This window comes from Thalassobacter sp. 16PALIMAR09 (assembly GCF_000765485.1).
GTDB classification, from domain to species: domain Bacteria; phylum Pseudomonadota; class Alphaproteobacteria; order Rhodobacterales; family Rhodobacteraceae; genus Thalassobacter; species Thalassobacter stenotrophicus.
This window is the reverse complement of the sequence record NZ_JHAK01000002.1, coordinates 554,768-571,694: the sequence shown is the minus strand read 5'-3', so window position 1 is coordinate 571,694 and position 16,927 is coordinate 554,768. Positions and strand designations below refer to the sequence as shown.

Annotated in this window: 16 protein-coding genes; 3 read left to right on the top strand and 13 right to left on the bottom strand. The window is 59.5% G+C overall.

The window, feature by feature from the left end; translation table 11 throughout:
- Positions 1 to 37 precede the first annotated feature (37 nt).
- The 4 genes from PM04_RS06645 to scpA form a co-directional block, all read right to left on the bottom strand.
- Complete coding sequence (locus tag PM04_RS06645; RefSeq protein ID WP_038004811.1) at positions 38 to 2,245, bottom strand: RNA degradosome polyphosphate kinase; 2,208 nt, start codon at positions 2,243 to 2,245, stop codon at positions 38 to 40.
- 50 nt (positions 2,246 to 2,295) lie between these two features.
- Complete coding sequence (locus PM04_RS06640; protein ID WP_038004810.1) at positions 2,296 to 2,976, bottom strand: DnaA ATPase domain-containing protein; 681 nt, start codon at positions 2,974 to 2,976, stop codon at positions 2,296 to 2,298.
- Positions 2,973 to 4,070, bottom strand: a complete 1,098-nt coding sequence (locus PM04_RS06635) for an AI-2E family transporter (protein WP_038004809.1) — start codon at positions 4,068 to 4,070, stop codon at positions 2,973 to 2,975. Before PM04_RS06635 ends, PM04_RS06640 begins: the two co-directional genes overlap by 4 nt.
- A 105-nt stretch (positions 4,071 to 4,175) precedes the next feature.
- Positions 4,176 to 6,320 carry a methylmalonyl-CoA mutase gene (gene scpA, locus PM04_RS06630; protein WP_038004808.1) on the bottom strand — a complete coding sequence of 715 codons (2,145 nt, stop codon included), beginning with the start codon at positions 6,318 to 6,320 and terminating at the stop codon, positions 4,176 to 4,178.
- Positions 6,321 to 6,662: 342 nt separating this feature from the next.
- Between scpA and PM04_RS06620 the strand changes: the two genes are divergently transcribed.
- Positions 6,663 to 7,133, top strand: coding sequence for a DUF4174 domain-containing protein (locus PM04_RS06620; protein ID WP_038004806.1), 471 nt, complete (start codon positions 6,663 to 6,665; stop codon positions 7,131 to 7,133).
- A 98-nt stretch (positions 7,134 to 7,231) separates the two neighbouring features.
- Here PM04_RS06620 and PM04_RS06615 read toward each other — a convergent pair whose 3' ends face one another.
- From PM04_RS06615 to PM04_RS06590, 7 genes are all read right to left on the bottom strand, one after another.
- Complete coding sequence (locus PM04_RS06615; protein WP_038004805.1) at positions 7,232 to 9,232, bottom strand: acetyl/propionyl/methylcrotonyl-CoA carboxylase subunit alpha; 2,001 nt, start codon at positions 9,230 to 9,232, stop codon at positions 7,232 to 7,234.
- Positions 9,233 to 9,379: 147 nt separating this feature from the next.
- Entirely contained in the window at positions 9,380 to 9,589 is a 210-nt protein-coding gene (locus PM04_RS06610) for a hypothetical protein (protein WP_038004804.1), read from the bottom strand.
- 268 nt (positions 9,590 to 9,857) lie between these two features.
- On the bottom strand, positions 9,858 to 10,241 hold the full coding sequence (locus PM04_RS06605) for a hypothetical protein (RefSeq protein ID WP_038004803.1): 384 nt from the start codon (positions 10,239 to 10,241) through the stop codon (positions 9,858 to 9,860).
- A 75-nt stretch (positions 10,242 to 10,316) separates the two neighbouring features.
- The gene (locus PM04_RS18065) at positions 10,317 to 10,454 is read right to left on the bottom strand and encodes a hypothetical protein (protein ID WP_162834952.1); all 138 of its coding nucleotides are present in this window, start codon (positions 10,452 to 10,454) and stop codon (positions 10,317 to 10,319) included.
- Positions 10,455 to 10,659: 205 nt separating this feature from the next.
- The gene (locus PM04_RS17345) at positions 10,660 to 11,034 is read right to left on the bottom strand and encodes a DUF6497 family protein (RefSeq protein WP_152593961.1); all 375 of its coding nucleotides are present in this window, start codon (positions 11,032 to 11,034) and stop codon (positions 10,660 to 10,662) included.
- Positions 11,027 to 11,341 (bottom strand): hypothetical protein, encoded by a 315-nt coding sequence (locus PM04_RS06595; protein ID WP_234702813.1) that lies wholly within the window; start codon positions 11,339 to 11,341, stop codon positions 11,027 to 11,029. The genes PM04_RS17345 and PM04_RS06595 overlap by 8 nt, the downstream gene beginning before the upstream one ends.
- A 22-nt stretch (positions 11,342 to 11,363) precedes the next feature.
- A complete protein-coding gene (locus tag PM04_RS06590; RefSeq protein WP_038004798.1) occupies positions 11,364 to 12,896 on the bottom strand; it encodes an acyl-CoA carboxylase subunit beta in 1,533 nt (510 codons plus the stop codon).
- A gap of 230 nt (positions 12,897 to 13,126) precedes the next feature.
- Between PM04_RS06590 and PM04_RS06585 the strand changes: the two genes are divergently transcribed.
- Positions 13,127 to 14,353 carry a multidrug effflux MFS transporter gene (locus tag PM04_RS06585; RefSeq protein WP_038004796.1) on the top strand — a complete coding sequence of 409 codons (1,227 nt, stop codon included), beginning with the start codon at positions 13,127 to 13,129 and terminating at the stop codon, positions 14,351 to 14,353.
- A gap of 56 nt (positions 14,354 to 14,409) precedes the next feature.
- Positions 14,410 to 15,786 carry a short-chain fatty acyl-CoA regulator family protein gene (locus tag PM04_RS06580; RefSeq protein WP_038004794.1) on the top strand — a complete coding sequence of 459 codons (1,377 nt, stop codon included), beginning with the start codon at positions 14,410 to 14,412 and terminating at the stop codon, positions 15,784 to 15,786.
- A gap of 39 nt (positions 15,787 to 15,825) precedes the next feature.
- Here the strand turns inward: PM04_RS06580 and PM04_RS06575 are convergent, their stop codons facing one another.
- Positions 15,826 to 16,542, bottom strand: coding sequence for a VCBS repeat-containing protein (locus tag PM04_RS06575; RefSeq protein WP_038005211.1), 717 nt, complete (start codon positions 16,540 to 16,542; stop codon positions 15,826 to 15,828).
- Positions 16,543 to 16,587: 45 nt separating this feature from the next.
- Positions 16,588 to 16,911, bottom strand: a complete 324-nt coding sequence (locus tag PM04_RS06570; RefSeq protein WP_038004792.1) for a 2Fe-2S iron-sulfur cluster-binding protein — start codon at positions 16,909 to 16,911, stop codon at positions 16,588 to 16,590.
- Positions 16,912 to 16,927: the final 16 nt, after the last annotated feature.

Sequence of the window (16,927 nt, the reverse complement as noted above, 5' to 3'; positions counted from 1 at the left end):
GTCTGGGTGTCACCTTTGCCCGCGAAGGGCCTGCAGGTCAACGCGCAGTGTCATCATCGGCCGAGTGCGCCAATTCCGGCACATCCTTCGCCCCCGCAGAACCGCGTCCCGAAAGTGACGGATTTTCCATGAAAAACCGATGGCAATTGAACGGATTATCGAGCTTTGAGGTATCTGCACGCTCGAACTCGCCCTCCGGGCCCAGCACCCAGCTTTGCGCAACGTCAGCCAGATTGGCCGCCATAATTTGGCTCACAATCTGCGCCTTGACGGTCGCATTGCGGATCTCGACAAGGGTTTCGACACGGCGATTCAAATTGCGCCCCATCCAATCAGCTGAGCTGATATACACCCGCGCCTTTTTCGACGGCAGGCCCTGACCGTTGCCGAAGCACACAATGCGAGAGTGCTCCAAAAACCGCCCCACGACCGATTTCACCCGGATATTTTCGCTAAGCCCCGTCACGCCGGGCCGCAAACCACAAATGCCCCGCACGACCAGATCGATGCGCACACCCGCACCAGAGGCCGCATAGAGGGCGTCGATGATATCGGGATCGATGAGCGAGTTCATCTTGGCCCAAATCACCGCAGGCCGCCCAGCTTTGGCATGGGCGATCTCACCCTCAATCCGCTCCAGCAGGATCGATTTCATATCCAGCGGTGAGATCGAGAGGTTTTCCAAGCCGACGGGCTGCGCGTAGCCAGAGATGTAGTTGAACACCTTGGTGGCATCGCGCCCAAGGGCTGCGTCGCAGGTAAATAGGCTCAGGTCGGTATAAACGCGCGCGGTGATCGGGTGGTAATTGCCCGTCCCAAAGTGGGTATAAGTCACCAGTTGATCACCTTCACGGCGGACAACGGTGCTGATCTTGGCATGGGTTTTGTAGTTGATAAAGCCGTAGACCACATGTGCGCCGGACCGTTCCAGCCGCCGCGATTGACGAATATTCGCGGCTTCATCAAAGCGCGCCTTCAGCTCGACCAAAGCGGTGACATTCTTGCCCATCTCGGCAGCTTCGCACAGCGCCTCAACGATGGGGGAGTTGCGCGACGTCCGATAGAGCGTCTGCTTGATCGCCACAACATTTGGGTCCCGGGCCGCCTGTTGCAGGAACCGAATGACCATATCAAAGGTCTCATACGGATGGTGCAGCAGCATGTCCTTTTGCCGGATCGCGGCAAACATATCGCCGTCATGATCCTGCACGCGTTCGGGCACCCGTGGGGTAAAATGGGGCCACAACAAATCATGACGCTCATCCAGCACGAGTTGCTTAAGGCTCGCGAGGCCGATCAAACCCTTGATGTCGATGATTTCATCAGGCTGAACGCCCAACTCGCCCACGATCACCTTGCGCAACGCCTCTGGCGCGTCGGCCGTGATTTTCATGCGCACAACTTCGCCCCGGCGGCGACGTTTGAGGGCGGTCTCGAACTCACGCACAAGGTCTTCGGCCTCATCCTCGACCTCAAGGTCACTGTCGCGCAGCACCCGAAAGGCGCAATGACCCTTTAGTTCATAGCCGGGGAACAGCGCGTCGATCTGCATCAACAACAGCTCCTCCAGCGGGAGGAACCGCGCGACACCATCCTCATCCGCCAACCGCACAAAGCGGTCGATCTGTTGCGGCACGGGCAGCAAAGCCTGAAGGCGGCGTTTGTCGCTGGGCCGTTCCAACATCACAGCGAGCGAAAAACCTTCGTTCGGGATGAACGGAAACGGGTGCGCGGGGTCAATCGCGAGCGGTGACAGGACGGGAAACACTTGGGCCAGAAAATGGTCATCCATCATCTGCTCATCCGCGGGCGTCAGGGCGTCCCGCTCCAGCAGGCGAATGCCATCCGCCTCCATCAACCGCCGCAGTCCGATCCACGTCGATTGCTGCGCCGACAACAAATTGCGCGCGTTTTCATTGATCAGCCGCAATTGCTCAACCGGAGAGCGGCCATCCGCGGCGGGCGTTGTTGTGCCCGCGCGCGCGAGTTCCCGCAGGCCCGCGACGCGCACCGTATAAAATTCGTCCAAGTTCGCCGCCGAAATCGACAAAAAGCGCAACCGCTCCAACAAAGGGACACGGGGGTTTGCGGCTTCTTCGAGTACGCGCCAGTTGAACGAGAGCCAACTCAGCTCACGGTTGAAGAAACGGCGCGGACCGGTGGTCCGATCCTCGTCCAAGGCACGGGGAGCAGGCAGCGGCGACTTGAGGAAATCAGACGCCGGAATGTGTGAATTATCTAACATGCACTTCCCCTAAGGGGCTTAAATGACAGCTTTATGACAAGGTAGACACACTACGCCTCTGCGTCGTCTGTGTCCAGCAATGTGCGGGCCAGCGACCGCGTGATTGGCTTTTGTCCCGCGAGTGCAGCGGCGTCCAATTGCTGGGCAATGGCCTCAACGGCGGCAAAGCTACGCTCAATCCGCGGGATGACATAGGCGATCACCGCAGGCGATACGGTCACTTGGCGATCCGAGAAGTGTTTGATCAGCAAAGCCGACAACAATTGGTCATCGGGGGCGGCCACCTCGGCCATCGTAATGGCCTGCAAGCGGCTGGCAAGGTCGGGCAGTGTGATGGGCCAACTGCTAGGCGCGCCGCGCCCCGTGACCATCAAGCTATGCCCCTCCGCCGCGATCAGATTGTGCAAATGAAACAGAGCGCGTTCCGTTTCGGCCCCCATCGGCACATGCATATCTTCAATGGCCAGAGGCCCGCTGGCCAAATCGGGCACATCTGCCGCATTCACATCACAGGCCCGCATCACCCTTGCGCCCGAAACACGTGCCCACACCGCGGCCAAATGGCTTTTGCCCGCACTTTCTTGGCCCACAACAGCCAGCCGATTGCTTGGCCAGTTGGGCCAAATATCCACGAAAGCCAGCGCCATTGCGTTACTGGGCGCGACGAAAAAATCGTCCCGGCCCATCGCAGGGCGCATGGGCAGTGGAAGGGGAAGCTGTGTGTCGTTCATTCGGCGGCGTCTTTGTCCGGGTCACGTTTCGATTCGAGGCCAAGGTACAGGCGACTGGCCTTATACTCTTGGATCAAGAAGCGCGCGAGCACCCCAATCATCGCAGCCACCGGCACGGCCACCAACATGCCCACAAAACCAAACACCGCCCCAAACGCCGAAAGCGCCAGCAGCAACCACACCGGGTGCAACCCGACCGATCCACCGACCAGCTTGGGGGTGAGAAAGTTGCCCTCTAGCATTTGGCCGGCGGCAAAGATGGCTGCGACCACCGCGATCCATACCGGATCATTCCAGAACTGGAACAACGCCAAGCCAAACGCCAAGGCCCCGCCGATCAGCGCACCGACGTAGGGGATGAAAGAGATCAAGCCCGCAACCGCTCCGACCACTACGCCGAATTGCAGGCCCACGATCATCAGGCCCGCGGCATAAAACGTGCCCAAAATTGCGCAGACCGTTAGTTGACCCCGCACGAATGAGGCCAGAGTGCGGTCTACCTCGGACGCGAGGCGGCGGACCGTTGGCGCGTGATCGCGCGGCAGCAGGTCATCGACTTGGGCAACCATACGGTCCCAATCGAGCAATAGGTAAAATGCCACAACCGGCACAACGACGACAAACACCACCGCGTTGATGACGCCCACAACCGAGGATGCGATTTGTTGTGCAAATGCACCGCCCTGCGCTTGGATCGCCTCACCGATGGAAACGACCGCGCGACTGACCGTCCGACCAACGGTGCTATCGACATCGATCAATTGCGGGAAACGCGCCGTGAGGCCATCGCGCAATTGGATGAACAATTCCGGCGCGAACCGGATCAACGCAAGGGTCTGTTCCACCAAGAGCGGGATCACCAATCCAACCGCGAGCAAGAAGATAAACAGTGCGAATAATGAGATCAGTGTCGTAGCGATGGCCCGGCTTAGGCCGCGCGCTTCTAGCCGATCTGCCAGTGGATCAAGCCCATAGGCAATCGCACCGCCCACGATGAACGGCAGCATGATATCGCCCAAAAACCACAGCGCGAGCAGAAAGACAAAGCTCACGAGCCCCCAATAGGTCACCTGTTGTTTTGCGGGTAAGGCCACGCAGTTCTCCTATGTTAACCCTTCAAATGGCAAAACGGGGCGATCAATACAACCGCCCCGCCCCTAATGGCTCAAAATACTGGCACGCCGTGGCGCGCCCAACGCTTAGGTCCGTGCTTCGCGGATCAGGCGCAGGATGTCTTGGGCCGCCTCCGGAATGTTGGTGCCGGGACCGAAAATCGCCTTAACGCCTGCGTCATACAGGAATTGGTAATCCTGTTGTGGGATCACCCCTCCACAGATCACGATGATGTCCTTGGCGTCTGCGGCCTCCAACGCGGCAACCAGTTTGGGCGCGAGCGTCTTGTGGCCTGCCGCCTGCGAGCTGATGCCAATGACGTGTACATCGTTATCAACCGCGTCTTGCGCAGCCTCATCCGGCGTTTGGAACAGGGGACCAACGTCGACATCAAACCCGATATCCGCAAAGGCCGTGGCGATGACTTTGGCACCGCGGTCATGACCATCCTGACCCATTTTGACGACCAGCATCCGAGGCCTGCGCCCTTCGTCCGTTGCAAAGTCTTCGACCGACTTTTGGATCGCGGCAAACCCTGCGTCGCCCTCATACGCGGCACCGTAAACCCCTGCGAGGGTTTTGACCTCGGCGCGGTGACGGCCAAACACGGCCTCCATCGCGAGGCTGATTTCGCCAACGCTTGCGCGGGCACGGGCGGCATCGACCGCGGCCTCTAGCAGGTTGCCACCCTCGGACGCGCGACGCTCAACCTCTGCAAGGGCGGCGGCACAAACCGCATCGTCCCGCTCGGACCGGATACGCTCTAGGCGCGCAATCTGGCTATCACGCACAGCGGCGTTGTCGATATCCATGATGTCGATCGGATCTTCTTTGTCCAAACGGTACTTGTTGACGCCAACGATGACTTCTTCGCCCCGGTCAATCATAGCCTGACGTCGCGCGGCACTTTCCTCGATCCGCAACTTGGGCATGCCCGAGTTCACAGCGGCCGTCATCCCGCCCAGCTCCTCGACCTCTTGGATCAGTTTCCACGCCTCATCCGCCAACTCAGCCGTCAGGCTTTCGACATAGTACGACCCCGCCAGCGGATCGACCACATTGGTCACGCCGGTTTCTTCCTGCAAGATCAACTGGGTGTTGCGCGCAATCCGTGCAGCAAACTCTGTCGGGAGGGCAATCGCCTCATCGAGCGCGTTGGTGTGCAGCGATTGCGTGCCGCCGAGGGCTGCGGCCATCGCCTCATAGGCGGTGCGGACCACGTTATTGTAGGGGTCCTGCTCTTGCAGCGACACGCCGCTGGTCTGGCAGTGGGTGCGCAGCATGGATGACTTAGGGTTCTTAGGCTCGAACTCCTCCATGATGCGGTGCCACAACAGGCGTGCGGCGCGCAGCTTGGCGGCCTCCATGAAGAAATTCATCCCAATCGCAAAGAAAAAGCTGAGCCGGCCCGCGAATTTATCCACGTCCATGCCACGGGCAATCGCCGCACGCACGTATTCGCGCCCATCGGCCAGCGTAAACGCCAGCTCTTGCACGAGGTTCGCGCCCGCTTCCTGCATGTGGTAGCCAGAAATTGAGATCGAATTAAATTTCGGCATCTCATTCGACGTATATTCAATGATATCCGCAATGATCCGCATCGAAGGCTCGGGCGGATAAACATACGTGTTGCGGACCATGAATTCCTTCAGGATGTCGTTCTGGATCGTGCCCGACAGCACGGAGCGATCATGCCCCTGCTCTTCGCCGGTGACGATAAAGTTCGCCAAAATCGGGATCACCGCGCCGTTCATCGTCATGGAGACCGAGATTTTATCAAGCGGGATGCCGTCGAACAGGATCTTCATATCCTCGACGCTATCAATCGCTACACCCGCTTTGCCGACGTCACCCTCCACCCGGGGGTGATCACTGTCGTAGCCGCGGTGCGTTGCCAGATCAAAGGCCACCGACACGCCCTGTTGGCCCGCAGCCAAAGCCTTGCGGTAGAACGCGTTGCTTTCCTCAGCTGTCGAAAAACCCGCGTATTGGCGGATGGTCCAAGGGCGGCCTGCGTACATCGTCGCCTTGACGCCCCGCGTAAACGGCCCCTCACCGGGGATGCCGCCCAAATGATCCAACCCCTCAAGGTCGGCCTCAGTATACAGCGGCTTGACCTCGATCCCTTCCAACGTTTTCCACGTCAGGTCCTCAAGGGGTTTGCCCCGCAATTCTTTGGTCGCAAGCTCAGTCCAAAGCTTTGTGCGGTCCGGCGTGTTCTGATCCGTCATGGGATATCCTTCTCTGTCTAAGCCTGCGCCCCGGAACATGCGTCCGGGTGTGCGGCTGTCAGGGTCACTGAACGCGACGCCTTGGTGTCAATAAAACTAGCAAAACCATCCGTGCCAGCGCGCAGCCAGGTGAGGTCGGTGTCATATGTCCCGCCCATCGTTTGTCCCTGATCAGTGGTGAGGGGAGCAAATCGTTCGGCAGCAGGGTCAGTCAAATCGGCAATCTGACTGCCTTGGTGCGGCAGTTCCCTCAACCCGTTAAGGGCCGATTTTTCAACAAATTGCGCAAAGTCCTTCGCCCCGCGCCGCGCACCCCCTATATGTGAGTGAACTGGAGGAACCATGACACGACTGACGCATTTTGCCTTAGGCCTTGGCCTGCTTGGAGTATTCGCCACCACCGCCATGGCCTCTGACGTCTCAGACCAAGACGTTCTGGCCGTGTGGGAGGCTGACAAAACCCACATCTTTGCCGCCGATGACGTGGATTTGAACGACTTTGCATGGGTCGCACGACCCATCGTGGTCTTTGCCAATTCGGAGCGGGATCCAGCGTTCACCCAGCAAATGGACCTGCTGTCGCAGCGCCCCCAAGACCTTGCGGACCGCGACGTGGTCATCATCGTCGACACTGACCCAAGCGGTGAAAGCGCCCTGCGCACCAAGCTGCGCCCCCGGGGGTTCATGATGGTCCTGATTGGTAAGGACGGGCAGGTGAAACTGCGCAAACCTTTGCCGTGGGACGTGCGCGAACTGACACGCTCCATCGACAAAATGCCCCTGCGCCGACAGGAAATGCGCGCAGGTAGCTGATCAACTGGCACCCCATCCGCACCAGCCACGCCCCCGCGCGACGCCAAAGCGCGCGCAAGGTGTAGGTGATGTCGGATGCCGAGGTGCCGTGTCATGGCTCATTCGAACTCCATGATCACTTCGTCCACGGCAAGACTGTCGCCGGGGCCTGCATTGATCTTGGTGACGATGCCCTTCTTTTCGGCGCGAAGGATGTTTTCCATCTTCATCGCCTCAACGGTGCACAGCGCCTGACCTTCTTGCACTTCTTCGCCCTCGGCCACGTCGATTTTAACAATCAGACCGGGCATGGGGCACAGCAGCATCTTGGAGGTATCGGGCGGCAGTTTTTCTGGCATCAGATCGGCCAGCTCCGCCTGACGCGGTGTGCGCACATGGACCTTGATGTCTGCGCCCCGGAACCGGATGCGGAAACCGCCGACCATTTTGTCGACCTTCAGCACCATGGGTGTTCCGTCGATCATCACCCGCGCGAGGCTATCGCCAGGGGTCCAATCGCTTTCAACCCGCAGGCTTGCGCCGTCTTTTAGCTGGACGGTGGCGCCGTCTTTGTCGGCATCCACGGTGACATCCATGCGCGCGCCCTGCGCGGTCACGACCCAATCGTCGCCGACTTTGCGCTCGTGGTTGTCCATGCGGCCAGACACACGAGTACGCCGGATTTCGGCCACGCGGTGCATCGCAGCGCATGCCGCAGCCACGCGCGAAAGGGCTGTCTCATCCAAGGTCACGCCCTCAAAGCCGTCAGGATACTGCTCTTCGATGAAAGCCGTTGTCATGTCACCTTTGATAAAAATGTCATGGTCCATCACCGCAGCCACGAACGGCAGGTTGTGGCCAATGCCCTCAACCTCAAAGCTATCAAGGGCTGTGCGCATTGTCTCAATCGCAGTGGCCCGGTCCGGGCCCCATGTGCAGAGCTTAGCGATCATCGGATCGTAATACATGCTGATCTCACCGCCCTCGAACACGCCAGTGTCGTTGCGCACGGTGCCATCGCCCAGCGCACCTTCAACAGGGGGGCGGTAACGGGTCAGACGCCCGATCGAAGGCAGGAAGTTCCGGTAGGGATCCTCTGCATAAAGGCGGTTCTCAATCGCCCAGCCTTTGATCTTGAGATCTTCTTGCTTGATGCCCAACACCTCACCGTCGGCAACGCGGATCATCTGCTCGACCAGATCGACGCCCGTGATCAGCTCGGTCACAGGGTGTTCCACCTGAAGGCGGGTGTTCATCTCAAGGAAGTAGAAATTGCGGTCGCCGTCGACGATGAATTCCACGGTACCTGCCGAGGCGTAGCCAACCGCATGTGCCAGTGCCAAGGACTGCTCACCCATCGCTTTGCGAGTGGCCTCATCCAAGAAGGGCGAGGGCGCTTCCTCAACCACTTTTTGGTTCCGACGCTGGATCGAGCATTCACGCTCATGCAGGTACACGCCGTTGCCGTGGCTATCGCACAGCACCTGAATTTCGATGTGCCGTGGCTGTGTGACGAACTTTTCGATGAAAATTCTATCATCTCCAAAGCTGTTTGCCGCTTCGTTCTTGGAGGACTGGAAACCTTCGCGCGCTTCGGTGTCGTTCCATGCGATCCGCATGCCCTTACCACCGCCACCAGCGGAGGCCTTGATCATAACCGGATAACCGATCTGGTTTGAGATTTTGACAGCCTCTTCGGCGTCTTCGATCAAACCCATGTAGCCGGGAACCGTGCTAACGTTGGCCTCTTGGGCGATCTTTTTGGAGGTGATCTTGTCCCCCATTTTTTCAATCGCACCAACGGGAGGCCCGATAAAGGCCACGCCAGCGGCCTCAAGCGCCTCAGCAAACTTGGAATTCTCGGACAAGAAGCCATAACCGGGGTGAACCGCTTGGGCACCCGTTTGCTTGATCGCCTCCATCACCTTGTCGATGACGATATAGGACTGGTTCGCTGGGGGCGGGCCAATGTGGACGGCTTCATCGGCCATCTTTACATGCAGCGCGTTTTTGTCCGCATCCGAATAAATCGCCACCGTCTTGATGCCCATGGCTTTGGCAGTCTTGATCACGCGGCAGGCAATCTCGCCCCGGTTGGCAATTAGAATTTTCTCGAACATTACGCTGTCCCCTTGTCTTGACCTTTTGCCGAGGCTGATCCCCGGATATCGTTCAAATGCCAAAAGGCCACTCGGGATCCCCTCCCGAGCAGCCTTGAGGCTTGTGAGTCGTGGTTACCCCTTGTCAGGGGTGCAGTGCACTCGGCGTCAGAGGCCGAGGTCGTTTGACAATGCACCGCCGACGCCGCCGATTGCGGCCCCCGTGATGCATTCGCCGTCTTCGATGATTTCACCCACCGCGCAGCCGACAGCCGCGCCGATCCCGGCACGTTCAATGTCGGACAGGCTTGCGGTGTTGCACGCCATGAGCGTGGATAAAACGATTGCGACTGCTGATAACTTGATGGTCTTTGCCACTTTGACGTCTCCTGTATGTCCCGGGCCCCGGACACCTGCGCCGCACCCCCAGCCGAGTACAGGCTCGGAGGAAATCGACGAGCCTGCACCAGGCGAGAGGAACATAGGGCCCCGCCATGGCTCATGAAATCCTTGGGGGAATTCAGCCATGGTTTTAAATGTGCACGAGTTATGGGCACAGGCCAGCAGGAACGCTCATTCAAATTACGATCGGCGCGAATTGGCTCACTGGGTTTCGCCATCAGCGAATTTGCGCCGAATCCCAAGGTCATTCCTCGGTTTCCTCGTCCCAGTCGTCAAAGCTTTCGGCCTCAAACACACGCGGGAAAGACACGCGCGCCACGGCCTCATCGATCCGCAAAAGCGAGTCGTAGCTGACGGGGTCGAAATCCTCTTCGACGGCCACAACCTCGCGGTCGAGCAGCCAATTCAGACGGCCTGCGTCCAAATTGCCCCGCTCAAACGGCTCTGGCCCGAAGTGGGACCACAACGCAGCCATAAAGCCCTCATCGGCGCGCCGATCGGCAGGTTTACGGTCAGGAAAACGTCTGCGCGCCACTAGGGGCGTTACTCCACGCGGGTTCGCGCGGCGGATCACAAACTGATAGTCAGTGCCCGGAAGACGGCCCGGAAAGCCACGGTGCTTTAGCATGCGCTGCCCCCCACCGACGGGGTCCATGTGGCGGAGGCAACGGCCCGCCACATGAGGGTGTTCAGGTCACGCGGCTCAGAACTTGCCGGAAACAGGTTCCGCTTCGAGAGGCGTGGGCTCAACGATGACGATTTCTTCTTGGGTGCCGCTGCTACAGGCCGCAACGATGGCGACCAAACCGACGGCAATAAGCGCTTTGAGGCTTTTGGACATTCTGCTCTCCTTAATGAGGTGCGGGGGGCCGATGCATCGACGCAACCCTCCCGACGACTGCCGACTGCACCACTGCAATCGTTTTGCAGCATATCGGAATCGGTGTGGAAAACATACGGGCGTGCGGTCACATGCGCGGGTTGTTGCGCACATGCACCAGCCCTCCCCGCAGGTGAACATCGCAGCTCAAGGTCGTGTGGCCGCTTCATAAGTCCTCCAAGATGCAGGCCCCATCGGCCAGCTCATATACGCTAAAATACTGCGCGACGTCCGGGTTGGACGTGCCGCGCGGGATAGGTGTGTCCATCAGGTTGACCACGACTTGGGCGGCGGCGCCATGGGGCAAACCGCTCAGCGTCAAGCCATGGGTCGCGCAAATCCAATCCATGTCCGCTTGCGCGGCTTCAAACCCCAATGCACCGACCTTGGGCGCGATGGCGCGGATAACCAATTGCAGGTCTTGGGTGCCCTGCATCCGTTCCCACGCGATCTGCCACAGCGCTAGCGGCTGGCCCGAGGGCACTGCCCCCGCCTGCCCCGCCGTAAGGCCAAGCACGAAGGCGAACATCCATTTACGCACGCGCACACCACCGGGCACGCGCCTTGGGTTGATTAAGCACCCCCGCAATACGCGCCGTTAGATCCGGCGCAGACGCGTCCAGCCGTCCGCCTGCACGCACCTGCATGTCCGAGCCGCTGCGCGTGACCTCAACAATCGGGGAAAACCCACGCACCCGCGCCAAGGCTCGCCATATGTCTTGGCGGACCTGATGGGCAATGGCCGCGCGGTTACGATCGGCGCAGCCGGTCAACACCGTCTGCACCGCCACGTCCCAGCGCACGGGGGTCCGACGCGCAAGCGTCAGCCGCGCGCCGTCCACCGACATATGCCAGCCCTTCGCCATCCGATCAGAGCGGGATGTTGTCGTGCTTTTTCCACGGCTTGTTCGTGGACTTGTTCCGCAACGCCGCAAAGGCCCGTGCCACCCGCTTGCGCGTAGATTGGGGCATGATGACCTCATCCACAAAGCCTTTTTCAGCGGCCACAAACGGGTTGGCAAAGCGATCCTCATAATCCGCCGCACGTGCCGCGATCTTTTCGGGATCATTCAGCTCAGAGCGGTAGAGGATTTCAGTCGCACCCTTGGCACCCATCACGGCGATCTCGGATGTGGGCCACGCGTAGTTCACATCGCCCATCAAGTGCTTGGACGACATCACTACATAAGCACCGCCATAGGCTTTGCGCGTGATAACAGTGACCTTTGGCACGGTAGCTTCGCCATACGCATACAGCAGCTTGGCACCGTGCTTAATCACGCCGTTGTATTCTTGGGTCGTGCCGGGCAGAAAGCCGGGCACATCCACGAACGTCAGCAGCGGAATTTCGAACGCATCACAGAACCGCACGAACCGTGCCGCCTTGCGGGAGCTGTCAATATCAAGACACCCAGCCAGCACCATAGGTTGGTTGGCAACCACACCCACGGTGCGTCCCTCCAACCGGATGAACCCTGTAATAATATTGCCCGCGAAATCCTTTTGGATTTCGTAAAAATCGCCTTCGTCGGCGGTTTTCAGGATCAACTCGCGCATATCATACGGCGCGTTGGGGTTTTCGGGCACCAAAGTATCGAGCGACGGCTCAACCCGGTCGGGGCTGTCAAAGAACGGCCGGACCGGGGGCTTTTCGCGGTTGTTGAGCGGAAGGAAGTCGATCAGGCGACGCACTTCAGCCAAGGCCTCAACGTCATTTTCAAACGCCGCATCCGCAACCGAGGATTTCTTGGTGTGCGTGGTCGCGCCACCCAATTCCTCTGCGGTGACCTGCTCGTTGGTCACCGTTTTCACCACATCAGGGCCAGTGACAAACATGTAGGAGCTGTCTTTGACCATAAAGATAAAGTCGGTCATGGCGGGCGAATACACGGCCCCACCCGCGCACGGCCCCATGATCATCGAGATTTGCGGCACAACGCCCGAGGCGTCGATGTTGCGTTGGAACACTTCGCCATAGGCCGCCAGCGATGAGACGCCCTCCTGGATACGCGCCCCGCCGGAATCGTTGATCCCGATCACGGGTGCGCCGTTTTGCATGGCCATATCCATGATCTTGCAGATCTTGGCACCATGCGTCTCGGAGACGGAACCGCCCATCACGGTGAAGTCTTGGGAAAACACATAGACCTGACGTCCGTTAACTGTGCCCCATCCGGTGACAACACCGTCCCCCGCAGGCCGCTCCGCCTCCATCCCGAAGTCCGTGCAGCGATGGCGCACGAACATATCATATTCCTCAAAGCTGTCCTCATCGAGCAGAAGGTCGATGCGCTCGCGGGCGGTCAGCTTGCCCTTGGCATGTTGTGACGCCACGCGGCGTTCTCCGCCCCCGGCACGCGCCGCGGCACGGCGTTCGTCCAACTCGCTCAGAATATCCTTCATGTCCGGGGACTCCCTTTTTGGTGTTGAGACCTTCTATGCAGTGACGCGCGATCTGGGAAGGCTCAGTTAGAATATTTGCAAATGCTGCATATGCATATTTTAGCGAATTGCAAATTTGCGAATATTGTGGAAGCGACCCATTCACTCTGTGTGCCATGGACCCGCACAATGTGCGCCACCACACAGCCGCGCGCATGGACTTGTTAACCTTAACCCCCTAGGAACAAAGGATGTCGACCCGTCCAACGGTCCGTTTTCTCGACCGATCCACCCCACCGACCGTCTTTACGCTCGTGATGCTTGCCGGCATCGCGGCCCTCACGATGAGCATTTTTCTGCCCTCACTGCCGAATATGACCGCTTATTTTGAGACCGACTATCGCCTGATGCAGCTATCGGTCGCAGTCTATTTGGCCATGAACGCAGTGCTTCAGGTCATTGTCGGCCCCCTATCCGACCGATACGGCCGCCGCCCTGTGATCTTGTGGGGGTGCGGGTTGTTTTGCGTAGCGACCTTGGGCTGCCTTATCGCGCAAAGCGTTGAGACGTTTTTATTCTTTCGCATGGCGCAGGCCGTCATCGTGACATCCATGGTCCTCAGCCGGGCCGTTGTCCGCGATATGGTGCCCACAAATGAAGCCGCATCGATGATCGGCTACGTCACGATGGGCATGTCCGTGGCCCCCATGATCGGCCCAGCCATTGGTGGCGGGCTAGATGCGGCTTTTGGCTGGCAGGCCAGCTTTTGGCTCCTGCTGATTGCGGGGCTGGGCCTTTGGGCGCTCAGCTGGTTTGACCTTGGCGAAACCGCCAAGGCCACCTCGACCAGCATGATCGCCCAAATCCGCGATTACCCCGAACTGCTCACCTCGCCGCGTTTCTGGGGGTACGCTATGGGTGCGGCATTCACGTCTGGTGCGTTCTTTGCGTACTTGGGCGGCGCGCCCTACGTCGGGGTCACGTTGTTCAAGATGGATCCGGCAACAGTGGGCGCATTTCTGGGCGCCCCCGCTATTGGCTATTTCTGCGGAAACTTCTTGTCAGGGCGCTACAGCCAACGCCTTGGCATCAACACGATGGTTCTGCGTGGCTCACTGTTTTCTTGCACGGGCATCGGCATGATGGCCCTGCTGTTTGCCGTTGGCATCGAAAGCCGCTTTGTGTTTTTCGGCCTGATGACCTTTGTGGGCGTCGGCAATGGGCTGGTTTTACCCAATGCAACCGCTGGAATGCTATCAGTCCGCCCCCACCTTGCGGGCACCGCCAGCGGCTTGGGCGGCGCGATGATGATCGGCGGAGGCGCGGCACTATCGGCACTGGCGGGTGCCGCCCTAGGCACCGGCAACAGCGCAATGCCCCTCATTCTGATCATGCTGGCCTCAGCCATTTGCGGCGTCGCAACCATTGTTGCAACGGTCCGGCGCGACCGTAGGTTAGGGCACACGATCACCCCCTAGCGCCCCTTTGCAAAGCCGCGTAAAATCACGCTGCAAATCTGCAAAGGAGAGCAACCATGAGCCAGCGCAAATTATATGCCGGTGCAAAGCTGCGCGAAGTCCGGGGTCGCCTGTCTCTCAACCAAACTGACTTCGCCCGAAAACTCGGCGTCTCGCTCCCTTATTTAAATCAGATGGAGAATAACAACCGGCCCGTGTCCACACGGGTGGTGCTTGCCCTCGCGGGCGAGTTTGGCTTCGACGTCACCGAGTTGTCTGAGGGCGATGCAGAGCGGGTCGTGACCGATATGCGTGAGGCGCTGGCCGATCCCGTATTCTCTGACCCACCGCCTCTTGCGGACCTACGGCTAACCGCATCCAACGCCCCAGGCCTCGCGCGCGCGTTCCTGGAACTGCACCGCGCCTACCGTCAAAGCAATGAACGGCTCGCCTCCATGGATGAGGCCCTTGGCTCTGCCGGTGAAGGCGTCGGTCAAAGCCCATGGGAAGAGGTGCGCGACTTCTTCCACTACTGCGACAACTACATCGACGCCGTCGACCGCAACGCTGAAAACTTTGTAGAACGCGAAGGCGGTGATGTGAAAAAGGCGCTCGCAGCTGCCCTGCGCGCCCGCGGCGTCACCGTCGAAGTCGCCGAAGGCCCCGTCCGTAGGTTTGAGGGCAACGTTCTGACCGTCTCAGCCCAAAGCCCGGAATCAACGCAACTGTTCCAGATGCTTCACCAGTTCGCACTCATCGAAAAGGACCCAATCCTTGAGGCAACCCTCGATCTCGCACGCCTCTCAGGGCAGGCCCGCGATATCGCCAAAGTAGGCCTCGCGAACTATTTCGCAGGTGCGGCACTTATGCCCTATGCCCGCTTCAAGGCCGCGGCAGAAGATGTCCGTCATGACCTAGAGTTGCTCGCCCACCGCTTCAACGCATCGCTGGAACAGGTCGCCCACCGACTATCAACCCTCCAACGCCCCGGCGCCAAAGGCGTGCCGTTTTTCTTTGTCCGCGTCGATCAGGCCGGCACAATCACCAAACGCCACTCCGCAACACGGCTCCAATTCGCACGTTACGGCGGGGCCTGCCCCCTGTGGAACGTCCACCGCGCCTTTGAAACACCCGGTCAATTCCTGCGCCAACTGGCACAAACCCCAGACGGGGTGAAATACTTCTGCCTCGCGCGCGATGTCTCAAAATCAGGAGGCAGCTACTCAGCCCCGACACGGCGCCTCGCGATCGGCCTCGGATGTGAGGTCGTGCACGCCAAATCCATCGTGTACGCGGATGGAATGGACCTCAGTGCACCCTTTGAACCGATCGGAATTTCATGCCGCATCTGCAACCGCGCAGGCTGTCATCAACGGTCCGTCCCGCCGCTGGAAAGCCGCCTCCAACTTGACCCAAACCGGCGCGATATCCTGCCCTACGACGTACAGCCCTAAACCAAAGCTTCTTTGGTTCACAAATATCCATGCACGGGCTTAGTCACAACGCAGCGCCCGATCAAAGGCGATGCGTGAGGTGTCAGCCCCTAATTCACGCAAGCGAAACCCACCAATAAATCGCACAGCGACCATTCCGGCCCAATTGCCAAGCGCCAACACCATCTCGGGCCCATCGCCACAATCGCGGACACCACCGGTGATCCAATCGTCACCGATCCGGTGATTGGTCAGCCCACCCACCATGGCCAACTCTTGCAGCCGCACATCACCATCTGGCGCTGAATTCCAACGCCACACCCGTAGCGTTTTCGCCAGATGAGGGCGGTCAACGTAGGCAAATTCCACAGCCCCGTCGCCATCAAAATCAGCCACACCCACAGGCGCAAGCCAGCGATTGTTCGTACCGATGTAAGGCGTGGCCGCGCGCAGCCCAAGCTGCCCAGCTGGACCCAAGCCATAGAACGCCACACGCGCCCCCTGCCCGGGCTTCGCCTCAACCGTCAGTATTTCGGGATTACCATCACCATCCATGTCCGCCAATCGCGGGGCGATGTCTTCGAACACCTGCCCAGACAGGATGACGCTAGTCACGCGGCCATCCGACAGCGTCACATCAAGCGTCGACCAATTGTGCGGCTTTCCCAGCACAAGATGGCCATAGATCTGCGTCGCGCCGGAATAACGCGCCGCAGTGATTTCTAGCGCATCCGCTAGGCCGGGCCACAGGCTCGCGGCCAGCAAAACGCCGCGCACCAGACCGCTCCACAAGCGGGCGGGTGGACGCGGCGCCGCCACCATTTAGATTTGTTTTTCGGGCATTTGCACGACAAGGCCGTCCAACGCGTCGCTGACCTTAAGCTGGCAGGTCAACCGCGAACGCGCTGCATCCGGTGAGAACGCAAAATCCAGCATGTCCTCTTCCATCGGGTCTTTTGCAGGCAGTTTTTCGACCCAATCCGCATGCACATAAACGTGGCAGGTTGAGCAAGCACAAGCCCCGCCGCAATCGGCTTCAATACCCGGGATACCATTGTCCCGCGCGCCTTCCATAACGGTCAGCCCGTTAGCAACTTCCACGACATGCTCTTTGCCGCCGTGCTCGATGTAGGTGATTTTGGCCATGCGCCGATGCTCCTTC